This is a genomic window from Paenibacillus sp. TAF43_2 (assembly GCF_052113545.1).
In the GTDB taxonomy this organism is placed as follows: Bacteria; Bacillota; Bacilli; order Paenibacillales; family Paenibacillaceae; genus Pristimantibacillus.
In genome coordinates, this window is sequence record NZ_JBFRDK010000067.1 from 1 (window position 1) to 22,617 (window position 22,617).

Here is a 22,617-nt window from a genome sequence, read left to right on the forward strand (position 1 = left end):
GGAGAGTAAATAAGTGTAAAAGTGCACCTGTTTTTAACAAACAAGATTGGAATGTTGCAAATAGGTGTACTAATACCTCTAATTGATCAGATTTGAAGAAAATTTGGTTAAATAAGTGCATTTCTGCACTTAGATGAAGATGCTGCAGGCGCTGCCGCAAAAGCCTTTGCATCAGGGAAACATCCCCGTTTTCAAATGAAAGGACTTCAAATTCCGCTGTATAGTGGAGCTTGAGGTCCTTTTTCTCGATGAAAATAAGTTCTAAGTAGTGCTCAAAAAATCGCAAAATGACTTTTGAGACAGCCCCTTATTTGTTTCTTTGTTTCACTCGTCATCCCCAATCACAGCAACGACTAATGAATTGGATAGGGTCTCGCCAGTGTAGCTTTGCCCGCTTACCTCATAGGAAAATTTCGCTTTGACATAACCTGCGATTTCATCAGAAACGATTGCGTCCGTAACGATAGCAGAATAAATGATTTCAAGTGTTGCTCCGGGTAGTATAATTCCAAGCTGCCAAGTTTTGTTGCCGTCATAATCAATGGGGCTTAGTCGAGCTCCATCCACACGGAACGTTTTTGGCAATAAATCCACGCCAAATGGAAACTCGTTTGTAAATGAAACGAAAGCTGGCAAGTTTCCATTATTCATAAGCGTTGAAACGATGGTTATTGTATCGCCATACTCCACAATAGGCGGAGTGATCTTTGCTGTAAGCTGAATGATAGGAGCAGCCACTTCTGTTATTGCAGTATTTGAGATCGCGGAATTGCTAACTACTCTTCCATCTGAGAGCCGAAAAGTGTATACAACCGATGCAGTGTTCGTTAATGGTGCAACAGTGGCAAGTTGTAAAGGGATTTGGGCATCAAAGGTTATCATGTTTTGTGATTGCCCGAGCAGCGTACCGAGATTAATGCCATCTTCAATAAACACGCCTGGCATCGAATGGTTATTTAACTTCAGGCTATTTGGTACAAAGACTGTGCCAGCAGGCAAAGCGTCATCCATCACGGCATCAACGGCAACATTACTGGCATTCTCAATGTAGATCGAGTAATGCAAGACATCACCTGGGACAGCAACAAGCTGATCTACTTGCTTATTAACGCTGATCTCGGGCTGGATAAGGATAACGGCGACCTTATTTGAATGCGTATAATCCGGCGTGCCGGARACTTGATAACGAATGATCGCTTTGCTGATAGATGTAGAGGCTGCATCCTCCGTCGTTTGCGCGCGATAGGTGATAACGATGGTTGATTGTGGTCTAATAGTGCCGAGCGGGATACCTGCATTCGGATCAGCGCTTGGTGAAATAACTGCATTGATTGTCACGCTGCCGGGCACAAAAAGGATGCCGAGAGGCAGATCGAAGGAAGCGACTGCCTCTCGGAGACTAAGATTGCCGTCATTAACAATCGTAAGTTCATAGGTTACATGCTCTGAGACAAAGGTTTGTTCGGTGCTTGCGTTAAGTCGAGCAGATAGCGATACCTCATTAACAGGTGTAACGAGCGTGTTCGAGTTGGTAATACTCGTGACAATTCGCCCTTCTGCTGTTCGAAATTCGGCATCTGCCTGCGCTTGGTTAACTAGCTGAAGGCTGCTTGGAATGGAAACGACAATGAGTTGAAATATGATTTGAGCTTGCGTTTGCGGCATCATATCTCCAATTGCAATACCGTTGCTTGGGTTAGCGCCAGGCATGGGTGTTCCGTTCAATATTACGCTGTTCGCGACAAATGAAGTTCCTTCCGGCAGCTTGTCGGTAAGTGTGACGCTRCCGGCTGTGTTTCCTGTGTTTGTCGCCGTGATATTGTAGGTTATCGTACTGCCAAGAGAAACCTCGCTTTCATAGGCTTTTTTCTCGAGTACGATACGAGTCCCTATTAATGCAGTATTGACCGTGTTGGAGTAGGTCACCAGCTCTGCGCTTCCTGAGGCAAACTGAACAAGCGATTGATTTTGAACCATTGGATTACCGCCAGGAAGCGGGCTCATAGTGTAACAACCAGCACATTGAATCTAACCGTTGAGCTGCCTCCAGCAGCAATGGTGCCAATGGTAATGCCATTATTGGGATTAGCTGTTGGCCGCGGTGAACCATCTACAGTGACACTGCCCGCCGTAAACGTTGTGCCTGCTGGGGTAGGGTCGATGAGTATGACGTTATTGACGGATTCAATGCCATTGTTGGACACCGTTATGGTATAGGTAATGGTATCGCCTACAACAGCATCAACGGATGATGCGCTTTTCACGACAGACACATTTGGAGAAGACACAGGAATAGACAATACATTCGATAAAATAGTTCCGGTCAGCACACGGCCATCCGGCGGTACGTAGGAGAAGTTGGCTGTTGCTTGGTTCACGAGCAGCTGCGGTGAAGGAAGTGCATCTACTGTTACCTGCAGTGAAATCAGAATGCTAACGGATGCGCCAGGCGAGACGGTGCCAACGGGAACACCAGTCGCCGGATTAGCGCCAGGCTGCGGTACGCCATTGATTAGTACACTATTGGGTACAAAGGCGGCGCCAGTTGGAATCGTATCAAATACGGAAGCCTGCACGGCAATATTGCCAGTATTCGTGATAGTTAGTGAATAAGTAACTGTGTCTCCGACAGTCGCATTTGCGGTATCGGCAGATTTGCCAAGTGCAAGAATAGGTTGATATATCGGTGTAACGATCGTGTTGGAAAATGTATTTCCTGAAAAAGCACCCGAAGTAAAGCTTACGGTAGCTCTATTGCTGAGCGTGCCGGAATCTGAAAGCGACGTTACTAGTACGCTGAAATCAACCAACACGGTAACGCTAGGCGCGATCAACCCGACTAAGATGCCAAGGGACGGGTTAGCTGCTGGTTTAGAAACACCATCGATTAAGACGCTTCCTGCCTGAAAGGATGATCCAGGGGACAAGGGATCGACTACCAGCACATTATTGATATTCTCAATCCCGTTGTTCGTAATCGCAATTCGATAGGTTATCGTGTCTCCTACGACCGCATCGGTAACAGTGGTGCTCTTTACAACGGCAACATTAGGTGCAGATACAGGAATGGACAAGGCGTTTGTAATGAATGAGCCGCCTAAGGTGCGGCCGTCTGGCAGCGAGAAGCTGTAGGTTGCGGACGCTTGGTTCACAAGCTGCTGATTTTGCGGAAGCGCATTGATGACTACCGAAAAAGTGACATTTGCCGTAGTTGTGACGCTGCCAAGCGATATTCCTGCTGCCGGATCTGCACCTGGCACGAGCTGGCCATTAACGATGACGCTGTTCTGGACAAGACTTGTGCCAGCTGGAATCGTATCCGTTAAGGTAACGATACCGGGATAATTTCCGGTATTTTGAATTGCAATCGTATAGACAACGGTGTCGCCAATCGTCGCATTGCTGGTGTTTCCACTTTTGGTTCCTCTTAGTATCGGCTGATAGACAGGAATGATTACTGTGTTCGAGAAAGTGACGCCCGAGAATACACCTGATGTAAAGCTGACAGATGAACGATTGCTAAGCTGTCCAGAAGCGGGTAAAGAAATGACGGATACGTTGAAGGATACTACAACGGTATTGCCTTGTACGATCGTCCCTATAGCTACACCGGTTGCGGGATTGGCCGTTGGTCTTGGCACCCCGTCTACCAATACGCTGCCTGGAACTAAAGCACTTCCGACCGGCAATGGGTCTGTAAAAATAATATTATTTACCGCTTCGATGCCGCTATTGAGAATGTTTATAGAATAGGTGACGATATCGCCAATTGCTACGGCTGTTGAAGTTGTGCTTTTGACAACACTGACATTAGGTGCAGATACAGAAATTACGACGGTGTTGGAGCTTGCGCTGCCGCTAAGCGGGCGTCCGCTTGGCAGAACAAATGCAAAGCTTGCAAGAGCTTGGTTTGAAAGCTGCTGCGGATTCGGCAGGGAATCGATGATGACAGAGAAGGTAATGGACACGGTTGCATTAGGAGCAACAGCGCCAATGTTGATGCCTGTTACAGGGTCGGCACCTGGCTGAGGCTGCCCTCCCACTAGAACACTGTTGGGCTCAAAGATTGCACCGAGCGGGATATTGTCAGTCAATATTACATTCCCAGCATAATTTCCTGTATTGCTGACGTCGATTCGGTAGCTGACGGTGTCCCCAAGTGTGGCGTTAATAGAATTTGCACTTTTAATGAGTGAGATTACGGGCTGATAGACAGGGGTATTAACGACGTTGGACATCGTCATGCCCGAGAATACACCGGATGTAAAGGTAATATTTGCTTGGTTTCCGATTTGCCCGGAGACTGGAATAGAAGTAACGCTGAGCTTGAACGACACGGTTACCGTATTGGATGAAGGGATTAATCCAAGGGCAATTCCCGATGCAGGCACACCAGGCGCAGGATTGCCATTTATCGTCAAGCTGCCGGCAACGTATGTTGCTCCGTCCGGCACAGGATCTGTAAGTACAACATTATTGATCGATTCAATGCCGCTGTTTGTTACGACAACTGAATAAGTAATGATGTCTCCAAGCGCAGCATCGACCGTCGTTGTGCTTTTGACGACCGCAACGTTAGGTGCAGAAACGGGAACAGACAATACGTTTGATTGTGTGGAGCCATTCAGAAGCCTGCCATCTGGCGGTGTAAATGTATAAGCTCCTATGGCTTGATTCACAAGGACCTGCGGGTTTGGAAGTGTTGTAATTACTGTCGAATAGGTGACGGTTATCGGCACACCAGGCAAAACGCTTCCCACGCTAATGCCGGTTACAGGCGATTCTCCAGGATGCGGAACGCCGCCAACGACGACGCTGTTTGGCGCAAACGTTGTTCCAGCAGGAAGTGCATCCGTTAACGTGAGTATTCCTGCAAGATTCCCAGTATTGCTTACAAGAACGGTATAGGTAACGGTGTCTCCCAGCGTAGCATTGCTTGTATTCGCGCTTAATTGCAAAGATATTTGCGGCTGAGTTACAGGAGTTGTTGTCGTATTAGACGAGGATGAAGCTGAGAATGCACCTGATGTAAAACTTACGGTTGATTGATTCGTTATTTGCGTTGGGACTGCCATCGTTACTCTCACCTCAAAAGTTACGGTAGCCGAACCGCCAGGGGCGAGGGTACCGATTGGGATACCGGTGGATGGAGCTGAATCCGCCCGGGGAGTGCCGTTAATGAACACACTATTGCTAATAAAGGCAATATTATCGGCTAAAGGATCGTTAACTACGACATGGTTAACAGGAGCAATACCGTTGTTGGTTACAATGGAGGTATAGGTGAAGGTATCGCCCACAACGACGGAAGTAGGTGCTGCAGATTTCACTAAAGTTACGTTGGGCAGTGACACAGGTATTGAGACGGTATTAGAAGCCGATGCACCATTTAATTGACGACCGTCCGGCAGTGAGTAATTGTAGGTTGCACCTGCTTGGTTGACGAGAAATTGAGGTGAAGGCAGTGTTGCAACCGTCACGACAAAGCTGATTTCTGTCATGCTCCCAGGCAGTACATTTCCGATGGGTATCCCTGTTACAGGATTTAATCCGGGAAAGGGTGCTGAATTTATGAGCACGCTGTTTGTATCGAAAACAGCGCCGGCTGGGATATTATCCGTTACGTTTACTGTAGCGCCAATATTGCCGCTGTTTTGGACTCTTAATGTATAAGTATAAGTGTCGCCTATCGTTGCATTTTGAGTGCTTGCAAGCTTAACAATAGAAATGATGGGCTGGTACACCGGAATTTGAATCGTTTCGGATAACGAAGATGCTGTAAATGAACCTGATGTATAGCTGATGGCCGCGCGATTAGATATGACAGCGGGATCGGGCAGCGATGTTACCTGTGCCTGAAATACGATAGTAACGCTGGCAGATGGATTAATGGTGCCGATAGAAATGCCGACATTCGGGTTTGCAGCTGTTGCGACCCCGTTAATTGTTGCGCTTCCTGCAATGAAAGCTGCGCTGCTGGTCAACGTGTCGGAGATGTTGACATTTGTAACAGGTACGACACTGTTATTTACAGCGACAATCGTAAATGTCAAAATGTCACCTACAGCAGCTGCGGTAGCGTTGACAGCTTTGGTAATTGTGACGTTTGGTGCTTGGGCAGTGAGCGTGATCGTATTGGAGCTGCTGCTCCCACTTAAGCTTCTGCCGCTAGGCAACTGATAGGTATATAAGCCTGAGGCTTGATTGACTAAAGTTGGCGGCGACGGAAGCGAGCTTAACAAGATTTGAAATGAGACGCTTGATACGCCGGAAGGAGGCATAGCTCCAAGTGAAATGCCTGTAACGGGACTGCTGCCGGGAAGTGCTGTTCCATTAACGGTGACACTGTTTGGCACAAAGGATGAGCCGGTTGGGATATTATCCGTTAAGGTCACTTGGGCAGCAATATTCCCACTGTTTTTTACGCTGAATGAATAGGTTATTGTTCCTCCAACAGTAGCGTTCGTAGGCGTACCGTTTTTTGTAATGCTGATGATGGGTTGATATACAGGCGTTGTCACGCTGCCAGACAGTGAGAGACCTGTGAAAACGCCAGAGCTGTAGGATACCGAAGCCTGATTAACAAATGTACCTGAGCTAGGAATAGCAGTCGCGCGAATTGCAAAAGTAACGGTGACAGAGCTGCTTGGCGCAATGGTTCCTAAACTGATGCCGCTCGCGGGATTTGCTGTTGGTTTGGATACGCCAGCTACAATTACGCTTCCAGAGGTGAATTCCGCTCCAACAGGAATGGTGTCTCCCAATGTGACATTGGTGACGGATTCGATGCCGCTGTTCGTGACGACTAAGGTATAGGTTAATGTTTCACCTACAGCGATGTCGGTTAAGTTAGCGCTCTTCGTGACCACTACATTTGGAAGTCTAACAGGAACCGTTATCGTGTTGGAAGCTAATGAGCCGGGAAAGATTCTTCCATCAGGTAGTTGATACGTATAGGTGGCTGATCCCTGATTCACAAGCTGAGGTGGCGAAGGCAAAACATTTACTTGCACTTGAAACGTGACCGTCGATGATCCCCCAGCTGCAATCGTTCCAATGGCTACTCCCGCAGATGGATTCGCACCTGCTACAACGACTCCGTTGACACGGAAGCTATTCGGTATAAATGATGTTCCCGCAGGTATGTTGTCTGTCAGAGTGACAATGGCTGCTGAACTGCCGGCATTCGCTACGAGCAGTGTGTAGACTACTTGATCACCAACCGTTGCGTTCTGCGTGTTCGCACTTTTTACAATAGATAAATTAGGGGCATAAACAGGTATAGTGACAGTATTTGAAGGAATAACGCCTGTAATATTGGGACCGCCTGCTATGCTTTGAAACGTAAAGGCGGCATTAGCTGTGCTTGAAAGCTGAGCGGTGGTTGGCAAGGAGGTTACGGTAGCTTGATAGGTAACGGTGATGGAGGTTGCCAGGTTTAATGAGCCTAGCGGCGCTCCGGTTCTTATGTCGAATGTCGGTTTCGAGACGCCGCCAACAACGACGCTGCCTGGTACGAACGTAACGCCAGCAGGCAATGTATCGGTTAAGACGATACTGGCTGCGTTTGCTGTCCCTGAGTTGCTGACCGTGACCGTAAAGGTGATGATGTCGCCGATGGTAGGTCCTGTTGCATTCTCGCTTAGCGTTACATTGATAACGGGCGCATTAATATTGACTTGGATGGCATTTGCGTTTAATACATAAGCATCACCAGATGTTGTAAGCGACAAAACGGCTGAGCTCTGGTTGTTCGTCAGCCTAGCGGAAATATCAACATTCGTAATATCCCAGCCCTGTCGACCGCCAATGATGTTCGTGCCGGGTGTACCGTTTGTTTGATTGCGGTCCCCGAAAGTTCCGGTTGTGTTTAATGCGCCGGAATCATTGTTAATTTGTGAGGCGAAAAAATTGTTAGCGAAATTGTTTGTGCCAGATAGAGCTACCAAGCTAGCTGCCGTCGGGCCGAACAACGCTTGATCGCCTGTTCGGTTTGCATCTCCTTCCTGAGCGCTAAACAAGGCCCTGCCGCCTAAGGCTCCCGAGATCGGCGTGGCAAACCCGGTTATTGTCGTATTGACCGCTGCCGAAGTGCTTTGAACCAAAATAGCTCCAACCCGCAGCGACATGTTGCGAAACGGAAGTGAAGGATTCTGAAAAATGACGGCGAGGGTCCAGCCAGCATGGTTAGCAGTTGAATCGCCGGGAATAACAATCGTTCCGACTACGCCGCCTGTTATATAGGTCCCCGCGCCTGCCGCCAGCACAAGCGAGGTGACATTGGCTGAACGAGTATAGCCAAGTGCGCCTCCCCCAAAATCGAACGTATTGCTTGTTGCTGCATCAGGAGTGATGCTTGAGGTTCCAAGCGGTGTAATGAATGTAACGGGATTGTTAATGGCTGCGGTTAGATTAACGGTTCCATTGACATAAGTGCCGCCCCAAATAAGCTCTGCATAAAGAACAGTGCTTCCAGTGGGGAGAACGAGAGCGGCGGCAGAACTATTTTCCAAATAGTTGCTCGTCGTTCCAAGCGGGTACGTGCCGTACCGAGCTGCTGTATTCGTAGTGCTGAAAGCGCCTATACTATCGGAAGTACCAGGGGTTCCAGCAACATCTGAGCGGCTGAGACCCAGCGTATTCCCCGTAAATGTAATGGCGCCGGTTGCGTTTAATGTTGATCGGACGACCAGAGGTATCGTATTCACCCCCTTCAAAAGCTAATTTTCTTGTAAATATGAATGTATTGCTTAGTTTATGAGACTTTAGCCACTATTTTGTTTGTCTTCTTAAAATATAGTTTGTGCGCTTTGTTGCGTTGGTTTAATATCGTCCAAGAATAGAGTCTAATTTCGTCCAATTAAACGCTTTCATTTACAAGATATAATGATAAAAACGCTTTCAAAAAGTGAGGTTTGCGGTGATGAGAGAGAAACAGATACAATGGTTTGCAAGCACGGAAACCAAGCGATGGTTCAATAAAACGATAGAGGAAGCTGGTAATGGAAACACTAATCTGACATTCTCAGGTGAGAGCTTTCAACGGTTAGAAGGGTTTGGAGGCTGCTTTAACGAGCTTGGTTATGCTGCTCTGCAGCATCTGCCGGAGGAAGAACGCAGTCAAGTGATGCATGCGCTCTTTCATCCCGAAGGCGAGCATAAATTCAGTATTTGCAGGCTTCCGATTGGCGCTAGCGATTATGCACTGGAATGGTATAGCTTAAACGAAACAGACGGAGACTTAAGTATGGAGCATTTCTCCATTGCCCGTGATCAGCAACATTTGATTCCTTATATTAAGGAAGCGCTAAAACTCAATCCTGAATTGAAGCTGTTTGCCTCTCCGTGGAGCCCTCCGACCTGGATGAAATTTCCGAAGGCGTACAATTACGGCACGCTGCGCTGGGAGAAAGAAATTTTAGAAGCGTATGCGCTCTATTTCGTAAAGTTTGTTGAGGCATACAAGGCAGAAGGCATTACGATTCACCAGGTTCATGTTCAAAATGAGGTGGTTGCAGATCAGAAGTTTCCTTCCTGCGTATGGACAGGCGAGCAGCTTCGTGAATTTATACGTGATTATTTGGGACCTGCCTTCGAGAGGCACGGACTCGATACAGAAATATGGCTGGGCACAATTAATGCGCCGGAGGCATGGGATGAATGGCTGAAGAAGAAGGCAACTGATTTTGATGCATATGCCAATACGGTGCTAAGCGACCCTGAAGCTTATAAATATGTGAAGGGCGTAGGCTATCAATGGGCGGGCAAGCATGCTTTGCAGCGTACCGTTCAAAGCTATCCTGAGCTTCGTTATATGCAAACGGAAAATGAATGCGGTGACGGTGAAAACAGTTGGTTCTATGCAAGATATGTATTTAATCTCTATCATCATTATTTTACGAATGGCGTGAACGCTTATATTTACTGGAACATGGTGCTGGRGCCAAAAGGCCGCAGCACATGGGGCTGGGAGCAAAATGCGATGCTGACCGTAGACAAGGAAAAGCAGCTTGCCATTCGTAATCCCGAGTATTATGTGATGAAGCATTTTGCCCATTTCACTTCGCCTGATGATAGAAGAATAGGGCTGAAAGGTCCATGGTCAGGCAATGCAATTGCTTTCGAGAAGCCGGACGGCACACGCATCATCGTCTTAACGAATCCGTTCAAGGAAAAAAGGGAGCTGCGTTTGTCCATCGGCTCCAAACTCCAGCTGCTTGAGCTGGAACCCGAATCCTTTCATACAATTGTCATTCCATGTGGATGATGAAAGCATATAAACTAACGCCAGCAATCGATGGGGCGTTAGTTTTTTGCACACAATAGCTAGAAGAGAAGCGGGAGGCGAGAGAGCAAATGTTGGCCAAGCTAATCCGTTTACTGACAGAACCCTTCCGCCGCAGTATTCGGAATAAACTGATTTTTACGATGATTTTTTTATCCGTTATTCCGATTATAGCGGTTACTGCCTTGGCCGCCGAAAACAACCGAAAGTCGATGGAAGCGGAAGTTATCGGAACGAATTTATCGAATATGAAGTGGACTGGCGTCTATTTGGGCGAGCAGTTCTCGCAATTGAACAATCTCGTTTATTCCGTACTCATCAGCCCTCATCTTAGTGATTATTTGGCAAGCACAGAGGGGTCGCTGCTCATTAACCAATTTGCCGCTCAAAAAAATATTATGGATACACTGAGCAATTTGTTTTATTCCGCAGGAAATCATGTCATCGGCGTCGAGCTGTTTTTGAAAGAGCCGCGGAAACTGTTTACCATAAGCGGAAATCAATATGATTTGGAAACCTCGCCTGCTATCCCTTCTCCTTATAAGCAGTTATTTGAGGAAAATAAAGATTTTCTTATTAAATCCAATAATGGGGATGAAGGTCACTTTCAATTGATTCGGAGCATTAACCGTTTTGAGAATCGGGAGAAGCTTGGCGGTATCTCGCTTAAAATTCGCTGGTCGATGCTTGATCAGACGCTCGATTTGATAGGCCGCGGCAAGGATCACCAGGTTCTGATCGCGAGCGAAGACGGAAATGTGCTTTATCAACGTTTCGGAGAGCGCCCGTCGGATAACATTATGGTGCGGATCAAGGAAGCAACAGCGGATCAAGGTTATTTCCGCATGTCTAAGGAGTACGTCTTCTATAACACGATTGATCCCGTCGGCTTGAAGCTGATTACGATTATCCCGACCAGCTTTATTAATAAGAGCGCGCAGTCGACGATGCGATTTGGCCTTATCGTAGGCGCAATTTCTATCGTGCTGTCGATTTTGATTGCTATTTTGTTAGCCTGGCGGACGGCAACGCCAATTGTTACGCTCGCAAGATCGATGCAGGGCCTTGGCATCATCAAGGAAACAGAGCTGCCTCAAAGCAACCGCGTAGATGAGATCGGCTTGCTTGAAACGAAGCTTTACAACATGTCATACCGCATAAGAGAGCATATTAAAACGGAATACAGCATCAATCTGGAGAAAAAAACCGCGGAGCTTAAAGCGCTCCAAGCGCAAATCAATCCGCATTTTTTGCAAAATACACTTCAAATGATCGGCAGTATGCTCTTTACGAAAAAACCTGCGGAGAGCTACGAAATCATTCGGTCGCTTAGCGATATGTTTCGATATGTCATTCGCGATCCCAACGATCTCGCCTCCTTAAAAGCAGAAATCGATCATTTAAACAATTATATGCTTATCCAGAAGCAGCGTTTTTACTCCAAGCTTACCTATCACACGGAAATGGACGAGTCCATGATGCTTTCTCCCATTCCGAAGCTGACGCTTCAGCCGATTGTTGAAAATGCTTTTTTCCATGGTCTAGAAAATAAATCAGGTCATTGGGAGCTTAGCGTGAGCGTAGCGCGTGAGCATGATAAGGTTCGAATTCGAATCCGTGACAATGGCGTCGGCATACGCGAGGATAAGCTTGCCGACCTGCAAAAGCGGCTTCATCAACATAGCGGGCAGGTTTGGACGCACGGCAATCGGATCGGCATTCAAAATGTAGCGTCCCGCATTCAAATGCATTTTGGCCCAGACTATGGGATTACGATTGAAAGCGAGTTAGGAGCGGGAACGACGGTCACCGTCTCGATTCCAATAGCAGGGGGAGATCAGCATGCTTAAAGTATACATTGTGGATGATGAGAGCTGGGCAAGAGACATCATAAAAGCGTTCGGAGAATGGGAAAGCCTGGGCATGGAAATTGTAGGAGAAGCAGAGGACGGTACGGAAGCGCTTCGAATGATGGAGGTTTTGAAGCCTCATATTGTCATTACTGACATGCGGATGCCCGGAACAGATGGCGCTGCGCTGCTGCAGCAGCTTAATGACCAGTTTCCAGCGATCAAGACGATTGTCGTCAGCGGGTATGATGATTTTCAATATGCGAAACATGCGCTTCGCTTTAAGGCGATGGATTATCTGCTTAAGCCAGTGGATCCGAAAGAGCTTAATACGGCGCTGCAAAATTGCAAAAGCGGGCTTGAAGCTGCTCAGATGGAGCGTGGAACATTATCGCTTGATCTTGATATTTCGTATACATTGGCATCGTATAAGAAGCTTTTAAAGCTGCGTTTCAATGAGCTGAATACAGATGGCGTTAAGACAACGCTAGATCAAATGATGAAGGAGCTCGAGCAGAGCGGCAGTACGAAAGCGGTCATGCTGGAGCAGGTCGTACAAGAGCTGCTTCTGCTGCTTAAGGAATTAATGAATGCTAATTCGCAAGACAGCGACTCGCTGCATGCGCCGTATGGGCATGAGATCACCCAGTCAGGCGAGAATACAGCTGCTTTTCTTACCTATCATTATGTGACTACACTGGAGCAGCTTATTCAGCAGCGCAAATTTAAAAACAAATTGAATTTGGATGAAGTCAGGCTGTATATGGAGAAACATTATACGGAGCCGGTTACGCTGGAGCAGCTCGCTAGAGCTTTTTTTGTGAGCAAGGAATATTTGAGCAAGGTGTTCAAGCAGGAATATGGACGCAATGTCACGGATTATATGCTGCACCTGCGCATGGTGAAGGCAAAAGAGTGGCTGATGGATGAGAGCATTCCCATTAAAGCGATTGCGGAAATGGCGGGCTACGAGGATATCACCTATTTTTATCGTGTGTTCAAGAAGCATTTTGGCATCGCGCCAGGTGAGATGAGGAAGAGCAGCGAGGTTTAAAAATGTCCAACGAAAGAGTCTAATTCTGTCCAATTAAACGCTTTCATTTTTTAGATACAATGAAAGCGTAAACAAAACAAGCTTCTGGGAGGTCAAATGAGATGAAAAAAATAGTTAAAGGCTTACTCGTTACGATGCTCGCGACAACACTGTTAGCTGGCTGCGGCAGCAATACAAATAATGCTGGCAGCACAGATGGGGCAGCAAGCGGCGGCGGTGAAGCCAAGAGCGTAAAGCTGAAAATGTTCATTGCTCAGCCTCGTTTTAAAGAGCATTACGATAAATATATTGCCGACTTCGTAGCCAAAGAAAAAGCAGAGAAAAACATCGACGTGTCGGTGCAGCTCGAAATGCCGACAGCCGATAATGCGGCACAAATTTTGAAGACGCGCCTTGCCTCCAACGATGCACCTGATATTTTCGCGCTTCATGCCATTAACGAAATTCCTTCTTACTACAAAGCAGGTTACTTAGAGGATTTATCCGATCAGCCTTTTGTCGGCAAGCTGCTGGACAGCGTTAAACCTTCGGTTACAACAACAGATGGTAAAGTCGTAGCCGTTCCTCTGGAAACATTGTCATGGGGCTACTTGTACAACAAAAAGATCTTTACGGATCTTGGCATTACCCCTCCAAAAACGCTGACAGAAATGAAAGCGGTTGTCGAGAAGCTGAAAGCGAATAAGGTAACGCCTTTTGTGCTTTCATATAAGGAAGCTTGGATTCCACAGCTAGTGCTGCCGCTTGCTGCAGGCGCACTTATCAATACGGAGGACGCTGACTTCATCGAACGGATGAATAAGGATGAAGGCTCCTTTACAGAGCTAAAAGCAATGTTCGACATCTTTGATCTTATTAATGCGAACGGAACGGAAAAAGCGACAGAAGTGGGCGGCGATGATGGCGCAGCAGCGTTTGCGGCCGGCAAAGGCGCAATGTGGCTGCAAGGGCCGTGGTACGCAGAAACGATTCTTAAATCCAATCCGGATCTTGATTTTGGTGTAGCACCGCTGCCAATCAATGACAATCCAGATGCGACACTTATTAACCTTAGCGCTTCGACTTCTTTAGCTGTCTCTAAGAGCACAAAAAACAAGGAAGTCGCGCTGGATTTCATCAACTATATTCTGGATGACACGGCTTCAAATGCTTTCTTCCAAGCGCTTAAATTCAACCCAATCTCCACCGTGCATACGTATGAGAGCTATCCATGGGTTAATGATGCAACAGCTTATGTGAAAGAAGGCAAGTCTTATCAAGACCCAGCTATTCCTCAATCCGTGAAGGATGAAGTGGGCAAAGGGCTGCAAGCGTATTATGCCGGTCAATTATCGCAGGATGATGTCCTCAAAGCACTTGATAAAGCTTGGAAATCGTACAACAAGGTAAATAAATAAACCACACATGCTCGGGATGAAGGGGAGACAAGGAGATTCTGCTTCGCTTCATCCCGATTTTAAAATATAAGAAAGTATATCATTTTCTCATGCTTATCTTATATTTCACCGTCAAAGCTGCTCAGCGTCTAAAGGACGCCGAAGACGTTTTTGCTCAGTAAAGACACATAGGAGAGGGGCGGATACTGTGCCGATCAAGAGCTACAAAAAATACATCTCGTTATTTACGTTTGTCGCGCCCGCTTTTATTTTGTACGCGATCTTCCTGCTGATTCCAACGCTCGGCGGAATGTTTTACAGCTTCACGGATTGGAATGGCTTGAATCGTGACTATGACTTTATTGGAATGGGCAACTTTATTGAAGCGCTTAGAGACGATCCCGATTTTGTCGGTTCGTTATTGTTCACCTTGAAGTATGTGCTGTTCATGGTTGTGCTGCAAAATGTATTTGCACTGCTGCTGGCTGTATTTATTGAATCACGCCGCAAAAGCAAAGGTTTCTTCCGTACCATTTTCTTCATGCCCAACATGATAAGCACGATTATCAGCGCATTTATGTGGACATTTGTATTCGCGCAGGTGCTTCCTCAGCTGGCAGAAAAGACAGCGCTTACGTTTCTGGACCAAGCTTGGATCGGTGATCCAAAAGTAAGTTTCTTCTCGATTCTCACCGTATCCCTCTGGAACGGCGTCGGCTACATGATGATCATTTATTTGGCAGGACTGCAAGGTGTGCCTCAAAGCTTGAAGGAAGCAGCTGTTATCGATGGAGCTACCGCTTTCCAAACGTTTCGCAATGTGACCTTGCCAATGATTTCACATGCGATTACGATCTGTTTCTTCCTTACGCTAAACGGCGCGTTTAAAGTGTTCGAGGTTGTTTATGGCTTGACTGGCGGAGGACCAGGACGAAGCACGCAGGTTATTACGATGAACATTTACGAGGAAGCCTTCTCAAACAACTTCCGATATGGTTATGCCAGCGCAAAATCGGTCATTCTATTCGTGATCATTCTCATTTTCACTTTTATCCAAATTCGTGTCATGAAGAAAAGACAGGTGGAAGCATGAGACAGAATAAATCAACCTCCCTCCTTATTACTATTTTCCTGTCGATTGGGGCTGCGATCTCTTTTTTCCCGATTTACTTGGCGGTTATTAACTCGTTTAAGACACAAGGTGAGATGTTCAAGTCGTTCGTCTCGCTGCCATCGAAGATTCAATTCGATAATTATGTAAATGCTTTTCATCAAATCAATCTGCTGGGCAGCACACTCAACTCGATCATTATTTCGGTGCTCGGCATCGGCGGCATCGTCTTTTGCGCATCGCTTGCTGGCTACAAGCTGTCACGTACGAGCGGAAAGATAAGCAATTTGATTTTTTTCCTGTTTATCGCTTCCATGCTTGTGCCGTTTCATTCGATTATGATTCCATTGACTAGAATGGCCAAAGCCTTGTCTGTTCAAGGCAGTACGTATGGGCTTGCAATCATATATATTGGACTCGGCGTCAATATGGCGATCTTTCTGTATCATGGCTTCGTGAAGTCTATACCTAAGGAGCTGGAGGAGGCGGCGCAAATTGATGGCTGCAATGAATATCAAACGTTCTTTAAAATTATTTTCCCGCTGCTTGTGCCGATTACGGTGACGATAGCGATTTTAGATTTCCTCTGGATCTGGAATGATTTCCTGCTGCCGCTTCTCATGCTGACGGACGTAAGCAATTACACGCTTATCTTATCGACAAATACGCTGTTCGGTGAGTATAACAAAGAATGGTCGCTTATTTTGGCGGCGCTTGTACTGACTGCGATTCCAGTCATTATTATTTACTCCTTCTTCCAAAAGTTTATTATGCATGGGATTGCCGAGGGGGCTGTTAAAGGATGAGTAAACTGTTATATGGCGTCGCTTATTATGACGAATATATGCCTTATGAGCGATTAGATGAGGATATTCGGATGATTAAGGAAGCAGGCATAAACGTGGTTCGAATCGCGGAATCGACATGGAGCACACATGAGCCGCAAAACGGCGTATTCGACTTCTCATCCGTAGACAGAGTGCTGGATGCGATGCACAAAGCCGGCATCGCAGTCATTGTTGGCACACCAACCTATGCCGTGCCTGCTTGGATGGTCAAGGAGCACCCGGATGTACTTGCTGTAACCCCTCGCGGACCGGGAAAATACGGCGCTCGCCAAATTATGGATATTACGAATGCTGCTTATCTTTTCTATTCAGAGCGAATCATCCGCAAGCTCATTAGCCGCGTAAGCAAACATCCAGCCGTGGTTGGCTATCAGACGGATAATGAAACGAAACATTATGATACGGCGGGGTCAAATGTTCAGCTGCAGTTCGTCAAATATATGAGGGATACTTATGAAACGCTGGACGTCGTTAATCAGCTGTTTGGGCTTGATTATTGGAGCAATCGCATCAACAGCTGGGAGGAGTTCCCTTCCGTTGTCGGCACAATCAATGGAAGCTTAGGCGCGGAGTTCGCGAAGTTCCAGCGGAAGCTGGTAAATGAGTTTTTGGCATGGCAGGTCTCTATCGTGAACGAATATAAGCAGCCGGGACAATTTGTAACTCAAAACTTTGATTTTGAATGGAGAGGCTACTCATTTGGTGTTCAGCCTTCCGTTGATCACTTTGCTGCTTCGGAGCCTTTTGACATTGCGGGCGTCGATATTTATCATCCTTCGCAGGATGATTTAACCGGCATCGAAATCTCGTTTGGCGGCGACATGGCACGATCGCTCAAAAACGATAATTACTTAGTGCTCGAAACGCAGGCGCAAGCCTTCCCGCATTGGACGCCGTATCCCGGGCAATTGCGCTTGCAGGCGTTTAGCCACCTTGCTTCCGGCGCCAATATGGTCGCGTATTGGCACTGGCATTCGATTCACAATTCGTTCGAAACGTATTGGAAGGGGCTGCTCAGCCATGATTTTCAGCCTAATCCTGTTTATTACGAAGCCAAAACGATCGGTGCGGATTTTGCTAGGCTGAGCGAGGACCTTGCCAGCCTCCGCAAAAACAATCAAGTGGCTGTAATGGTCAGCAACGAGGCTTTATCTGCTATGGAATGGTTTAAGCTTCCCGATGGCAAAACCTATAATGATGTCGTTCGCGCACTTTATGACGAATTGTACAAGCTTAACGTCGAGGTCGATTTTATTCAGCCTATCTGCACCCATTTGGATAAATACAAGATGATTGTCGTACCAGCGCTTTACGCTGCCCCTTCAGAGACTTTGGAGCGATTAAATGAATTCGTACGAAGCGGTGGACATGTGGTTTATACGTTCAAAAGCGGCTTCGCCGACGAGGTAGTTAAGGTACGTACTTCACAGCAGCCCGGTATCATACAAGCAGCTTGCGGCATATCCTATAGCATGTTCGTAACGCCAAATCATGTTGGGTTAAAAGGGGCACTGATCGATCGCAGTAACGAGGCAAAAGAGGTTGAAGCATGGATGGAGCTCATCACGCCAACAACCGCTGAAGTGCTGGCTTATTATGATCATGCGCAGTGGGGTGAATATGCGGCGATTACAAGAAATAACTATGGAAAAGGAACGGCTACCTATATAGGATGCTTGCCTGGCCCTGCTGTTGTAAGACGTGTGCTTTGCGGGGCTTTGAAGAATGCAGGTCTTTGGGGCGCAGAGCAAGAGCTTGTTTTTCCAATCATCGTGAAATCGGGCTTGAATACTAGCGGAAAGCATATACGATATTATTTCAACTACTCAAATGATGCCGTTACATTTGACTACCAGCATCAGGACGGTACTGAGCTGTTGAATGGTAGTAAAGTTACAAGTGGACAACAGCTGGAGCTCGCACCATGGGGCTTTCTCATCATATCAGCCTAAATAGTAGGAACCTTCCGATCACTTTTACTGTGATTTTGAAGGTTCTTTTGTACTTTGTAAGAGATCTAGGCGGGCCTCATGCTCTTGATCTTGACGCAACTTAATAACTTATGTATCATTACTTACGTAAAGTAACTGGGTCGGCGAACAAAATATGTACTCTTGCCTTGGATATAAATAAAGGAAAGCGGTGTTTGACATCAACGAGAAAATACAACAAGTTGCTCAGCCTTCAAAGGAACGAGCAGATGTGTTCGAATTTGGCATTTATACATTAGGTGATCTAAGTACTGATCCTATCAGTAGAGTATCGCCGAATGCGAGAGAGCGTTTGAAGGAAAYCGTCGCAGCTGCCAAGCTTGCAGATGAGGCGGGCATTGATGTATTTGGAGTGGGTGAGCATCATCGCTTGGACTTCGCTGTTACATCTCCACCTGTTCTGCTTGCTGCAATCGCACAAGCGACGAAGCGGATTCGGTTAACTAGCGCAACGACGGTGCTTGGAACCTCAGATCCAGTTCGAGTATTTGAGGATTTCGCCACACTCGATTTGCTCTCGGATGGACGCGCGGAAATTATTGCGGGACGCGGAGCGTATATAGAATCATTTCCATTGTTTGGGTATGAGCTTGAGAGCTATAAGGAGCTCTTTCAGGAGAAGCTTAATCTTCTGCTTGCATTAAATGAAACCGAGCATATCACTTGGAATGGAAAATATAGAACGCCGCTGCTGAATGCTGAGATTGCACCTCGTCCAGAACAAGCGCAGCTGCCTGTATGGGTCGGTGTCGGCGGTACGCCTCAGAGCGCGGAGCTCGCGGGAAGCCATGGTCTAGGAATGGCCCTTGCCATCCTTGGCGGAGATCCAGCTCGATTTAAACCGCTTGTAGACGTATATCGTGCTGCTGGGGTTCGCGCAGGCTATAAACAAGAAGAGCTAAAAGTAGCGGTCACAAGCCATGGTTATATTGCCAACTCGACTGAGCAAGCGAAGGATGAATATTATCCTTATTATGCTCATTATGTAAGCCAGTTTATGGGAGGCAAGCAGAGGGGCGAGTCGATGGCACGCGAGCAATTCGAACAATTGGCAAGTCCAATCAATGCGCTGGCTGTAGGCAGCCCGGATCTGCTTGTTGAGAAAATATTGGCGCAGCATGAGCTATTCGGTCATCAGCGCTTCATGGCTCAGTTTGATATTGGCGGCATTCCGTTCTCAAAGGTAGCGGCTTCCATTGAGCTGCTGGCGACGAAGGTTGCGCCAGTTGTACGCAGAGAACTGAGCAAATAAAAGATTGCTAAGTTAGATTAATAGTAAATAAGAAGACTGTTCAAAGCCATGATGTGGCGGCGGCAGTCTTTTTTTTATGTTATTGGATGTCCCATTTGGTTCATTATTTATTCGTGATACGACTCATTTCGTTATTCAAATTGCTGGCAGCGAATACTATACTCGGTTTTATAGAATGATGTTCTAATACGGGAGGCGCTCACATTGGAGTTTTTAGATCTATTAACCAATCCGGACAAAGTTGAAATGGAGTGGGAAGAGGGATGGGTTCGCGCGTCATTCCGTTCACGAGAATGGTATGCAGGCGAAACCGTCATTTCATTTGAAACGATGGCTAATCGTATGGCCGTTCGATTAAGTGCTGGCCAGACGCCAGTTAGGCGGCTTCACCTGAGATGGCAGCGAGAACTGGACAGTGGGGGCATTCGTGTTCTGGGTGATCAATGGGAACGAGGTTACGGTGATTTGGAATGGCGGGGGTTAGTTGCTGAGCGTGAAATGCCTTGGTATTTCCTGTTGTCAAAAGGGGGACGCACCCATGGTTATGGCGTAGAGACCGGTACAAGCTCCTTTTGTTATTGGCAAGCGGATGCAGGTGGAATTAGCCTGACGCTTGATGTCCGCTGCGGTGAAGCGGGAGTGCTGCTTGGTGATCGAACGCTCGAGGCTGCGGTCATTGTAACGAGAGAAGGTGCGGAAGACGAATCGGCATTCGGTGCGGCAACGGCTTTTTGCAGAATGATGTGCAAGCAGCCGATTCTGCCTTCACAGCCTGTGTATGGGGGAAACAACTGGTATTATGCCTATGGGAATAGCTCGACAGCAGAGATAATCGCTGATTCGGAGCGCGTGTCAGATTGGTCTTCTTCGGTCGATAACCGTCCGTTTATGGTCATTGATGACGGTTGGCAGCTCTGCAGCGGCGGGGGCAGCTGCAATGGTGGGCCTTGGGAACCTAATTATCAGTTTTCTGATATGCAGAAGCTGGCCAGCGATATGAAAGGAATCGGGGTTCGTCCTGGGATATGGTGCAGACCGCTATTAGTCGCAAACAGTGTGCCAAATCATTGGAGAAGATATGGTGGCCACAATGCGGGCAGCATCTATTTGGACCCAAGCGTTCCTGATGTGCTTGACTATGTGGGCAATGAAATTCGCAAGCTGCATGATTGGGGTTATGAACTGATTAAGCATGATTTTTCCACTTTCGATATTTTTGCCAAATGGGGCTTTGAAATGGGCGCATCGATGAGTGATCATGGTTTAGCTTTTGCTGATCGCACGAAGACGACGGCGGAAATTATTGTCGCTTTGTATAAGAAGATTGCAGAAGCTTCAGCGGACAGTTTAATTATTGGCTGCAATACAGTTGGGCACTTAGCAGCGGGCTTGGTTGAAATTCAGCGGACCGGTGACGATACGAGCGGTAAGGAATGGGAGCGTACACGTAAAATGGGTGTCAACACGCTTGCTTTCCGCATGCCGCAGCATGACACTTTTTTTGCGGCTGATGCGGATTGCGTTGGCTTGACCGACGATGTCCCTTGGCAATTAAACAAGCAGTGGCTGGAGCTATTGTCTGAAAGCGGCACACCGCTGTTCATTTCCGCAGATCCAAAGGCGGTTGGCGCGGAACAGGAAGCAGCGATACGCAAAGCGTTCGAACGAGCATCTAAACCGCTGCAGCCGGCTGAACCGCTGGACTGGCTTGATGATCGCTGCCCGTCCCGTTGGCAGATAGCCGGAGAGGAGAGGCATTTCAATTGGTATGCTGAACGCGGCGTACAATTGAATGAGCGTCCTGAAATTATTCTGAGGTAGCAGAAGGAACGTGGCTGGATAAATAACCAGCATGAGGTTCCACCTCAAGCGGCGTCAAATAGCTTATCGTTGATTTATGCTGTCTCCGATATGCGCCAGGCGTTAATCCTGTCCATTTGGCGAACTGCCTAATAAAGCTTTGCACATTCTCGAATCCGATTCGGAATGCGATCTCTTCAAGCGGTATGTTTCGCATGACAAGCATATGCATCGCCTCCTGCTGTCTAATGATCGATAAATATTGACGCGGCGACATGCCGTACGCTTGTTGAAACAAACGGCCGGCATGTCTGCGGCTAATGCCTGTCTTGGCTGCGATGGTTTCAAGCCAGTTGCTCGTTGAGGAATCTGTACCGAGCTCATTAAAAGTGCTGATGAGCGCCTCAATTTCCCTCGCGATCCGATCAGCAAGCGGCTGCTCATTTGGTTCATTGATGGAGAGTAAGGCTTCGCTCTGCACGAACTCCTCCAAATGCACAAGCATTTCATTACAAAGCATAAAGACGCGGTGAGCAGAAGGATTCTGCTGCAAGCATGAAATAAGTGCTTTTAGCAGCGGATTCAGGCGTTCATTGAGCGGATGATCTCTCGCAAATAAATACTCACCGCAAGCTCGAAAGGCGTAGAGCAGCTTGCTGTCCACGTTTTGCAAATGAATGACAAAACCATGCATCGTCTGCTGCTCGGGAACAATAAAGTCATGGAGCTTCATGGGGGGAATGAGAATAATATCACCTTCATGCTGCGTGAAGCTTTCATTTCCAATACGAGCGATTTGATCGCCTGTTAGGACAATATTGATCTCCAGCATCCGATGATGCAGATGTAAATCGCATACAGGGCCTTGGTCGGATTCGAACGTACGCATGCCGTATAGGATAAGCTGTTCTTTATAATTAGGAAATGATTGGTTGAGGGCAGGACTCAGATTGCTCATCATAGCTCCTTTGTAAACGGAATTATTCATACCTTTATTATCTCTCTTACCGCTGAGCAATAGCAATCCAAAATACAACCGAGAGGAATGAG

13 protein-coding genes are annotated in these 22,617 nt (G+C 47.1%); 9 read left to right on the plus strand and 4 right to left on the minus strand.

The window, feature by feature from the left end; all coding sequences use genetic code 11:
• From AB4Z17_RS15935 to AB4Z17_RS15945, 3 genes are all read right to left on the minus strand, one after another.
• The coding region (locus AB4Z17_RS15935) for a hypothetical protein (RefSeq protein ID WP_441960783.1) at positions 1-286 on the minus strand (286 nt) is incomplete at its 3' end.
• Positions 287-324: 38 nt separating this feature from the next.
• Positions 325-1,977: a hypothetical protein gene (locus AB4Z17_RS15940; RefSeq protein ID WP_441960784.1), complete on the minus strand. Its 1,653-nt coding sequence runs from the start codon at positions 1,975-1,977 to the stop codon at positions 325-327.
• A gap of 23 nt (positions 1,978-2,000) precedes the next feature.
• A complete protein-coding gene (locus AB4Z17_RS15945; protein WP_441960785.1) occupies positions 2,001-8,708 on the minus strand; it encodes a DUF7507 domain-containing protein in 6,708 nt (2,235 codons plus the stop codon).
• Positions 8,709-8,923: 215 nt separating this feature from the next.
• Between AB4Z17_RS15945 and AB4Z17_RS15950 the strand changes: the two genes are divergently transcribed.
• The 9 genes from AB4Z17_RS15950 (at position 8,924) to AB4Z17_RS15990 (ending at position 21,588) form a co-directional block, all read left to right on the plus strand.
• Positions 8,924-10,267, plus strand: coding sequence for a glycoside hydrolase family 30 protein (locus AB4Z17_RS15950; RefSeq protein WP_441960786.1), 1,344 nt, complete (start codon positions 8,924-8,926; stop codon positions 10,265-10,267).
• Between the two features lie 89 nt (positions 10,268-10,356).
• On the plus strand, positions 10,357-12,135 hold the full coding sequence (locus tag AB4Z17_RS15955) for a sensor histidine kinase (protein WP_441960788.1): 1,779 nt from the start codon (positions 10,357-10,359) through the stop codon (positions 12,133-12,135).
• Positions 12,128-13,189: a response regulator transcription factor gene (locus tag AB4Z17_RS15960; RefSeq protein WP_441960789.1), complete on the plus strand. Its 1,062-nt coding sequence runs from the start codon at positions 12,128-12,130 to the stop codon at positions 13,187-13,189. Before AB4Z17_RS15955 ends, AB4Z17_RS15960 begins: the two co-directional genes overlap by 8 nt.
• 101 nt (positions 13,190-13,290) lie before the next feature.
• Positions 13,291-14,586, plus strand: coding sequence for an ABC transporter substrate-binding protein (locus tag AB4Z17_RS15965; RefSeq protein ID WP_339203749.1), 1,296 nt, complete (start codon positions 13,291-13,293; stop codon positions 14,584-14,586).
• A 187-nt stretch (positions 14,587-14,773) separates the two neighbouring features.
• On the plus strand, positions 14,774-15,658 hold the full coding sequence (locus AB4Z17_RS15970; RefSeq protein WP_441960791.1) for a carbohydrate ABC transporter permease: 885 nt from the start codon (positions 14,774-14,776) through the stop codon (positions 15,656-15,658).
• Entirely contained in the window at positions 15,655-16,482 is an 828-nt protein-coding gene (locus tag AB4Z17_RS15975; protein ID WP_076266656.1) for a carbohydrate ABC transporter permease, read from the plus strand. Before AB4Z17_RS15970 ends, AB4Z17_RS15975 begins: the two co-directional genes overlap by 4 nt.
• Positions 16,479-18,476, plus strand: coding sequence for a beta-galactosidase (locus AB4Z17_RS15980; protein ID WP_441960792.1), 1,998 nt, complete (start codon positions 16,479-16,481; stop codon positions 18,474-18,476). The genes AB4Z17_RS15975 and AB4Z17_RS15980 overlap by 4 nt, the downstream gene beginning before the upstream one ends.
• Positions 18,477-18,675: 199 nt before the next feature.
• Complete coding sequence (locus AB4Z17_RS15985; RefSeq protein ID WP_441960800.1) at positions 18,676-19,767, plus strand: LLM class flavin-dependent oxidoreductase; 1,092 nt, start codon at positions 18,676-18,678, stop codon at positions 19,765-19,767.
• A gap of 204 nt (positions 19,768-19,971) precedes the next feature.
• Positions 19,972-21,588 (plus strand): hypothetical protein, encoded by a 1,617-nt coding sequence (locus AB4Z17_RS15990; protein ID WP_441960793.1) that lies wholly within the window; start codon positions 19,972-19,974, stop codon positions 21,586-21,588.
• On the opposite strand, the gene AB4Z17_RS15995 is transcribed toward AB4Z17_RS15990, so the two are convergent.
• Complete coding sequence (locus AB4Z17_RS15995) at positions 21,575-22,555, minus strand: helix-turn-helix domain-containing protein (RefSeq protein ID WP_441960794.1); 981 nt, start codon at positions 22,553-22,555, stop codon at positions 21,575-21,577. The genes AB4Z17_RS15990 and AB4Z17_RS15995 overlap by 14 nt on opposite strands.
• Between the last annotated feature and the right edge of the window lie 62 nt (positions 22,556-22,617).

Excerpts from the sequence above, each read along its gene's own strand:
- AB4Z17_RS15995 (WP_441960794.1), bottom strand. The coding sequence starts at position 22,555 with ATGAATAATTCCGTTTACAAAGGAGCTATGATGAGCAATCTGAGTCCT.
- AB4Z17_RS15965 (WP_339203749.1), top strand. The coding sequence starts at position 13,291 with ATGAAAAAAATAGTTAAAGGCTTACTCGTTACGATGCTCGCGACAACA.
- AB4Z17_RS15960 (WP_441960789.1), top strand. The coding sequence starts at position 12,128 with ATGCTTAAAGTATACATTGTGGATGATGAGAGCTGGGCAAGAGACATC.
- AB4Z17_RS15955 (WP_441960788.1), top strand. The coding sequence starts at position 10,357 with ATGTTGGCCAAGCTAATCCGTTTACTGACAGAACCCTTCCGCCGCAGT.
- AB4Z17_RS15975 (WP_076266656.1), top strand. The coding sequence starts at position 15,655 with ATGAGACAGAATAAATCAACCTCCCTCCTTATTACTATTTTCCTGTCG.
- AB4Z17_RS15980 (WP_441960792.1), top strand. The coding sequence starts at position 16,479 with ATGAGTAAACTGTTATATGGCGTCGCTTATTATGACGAATATATGCCT.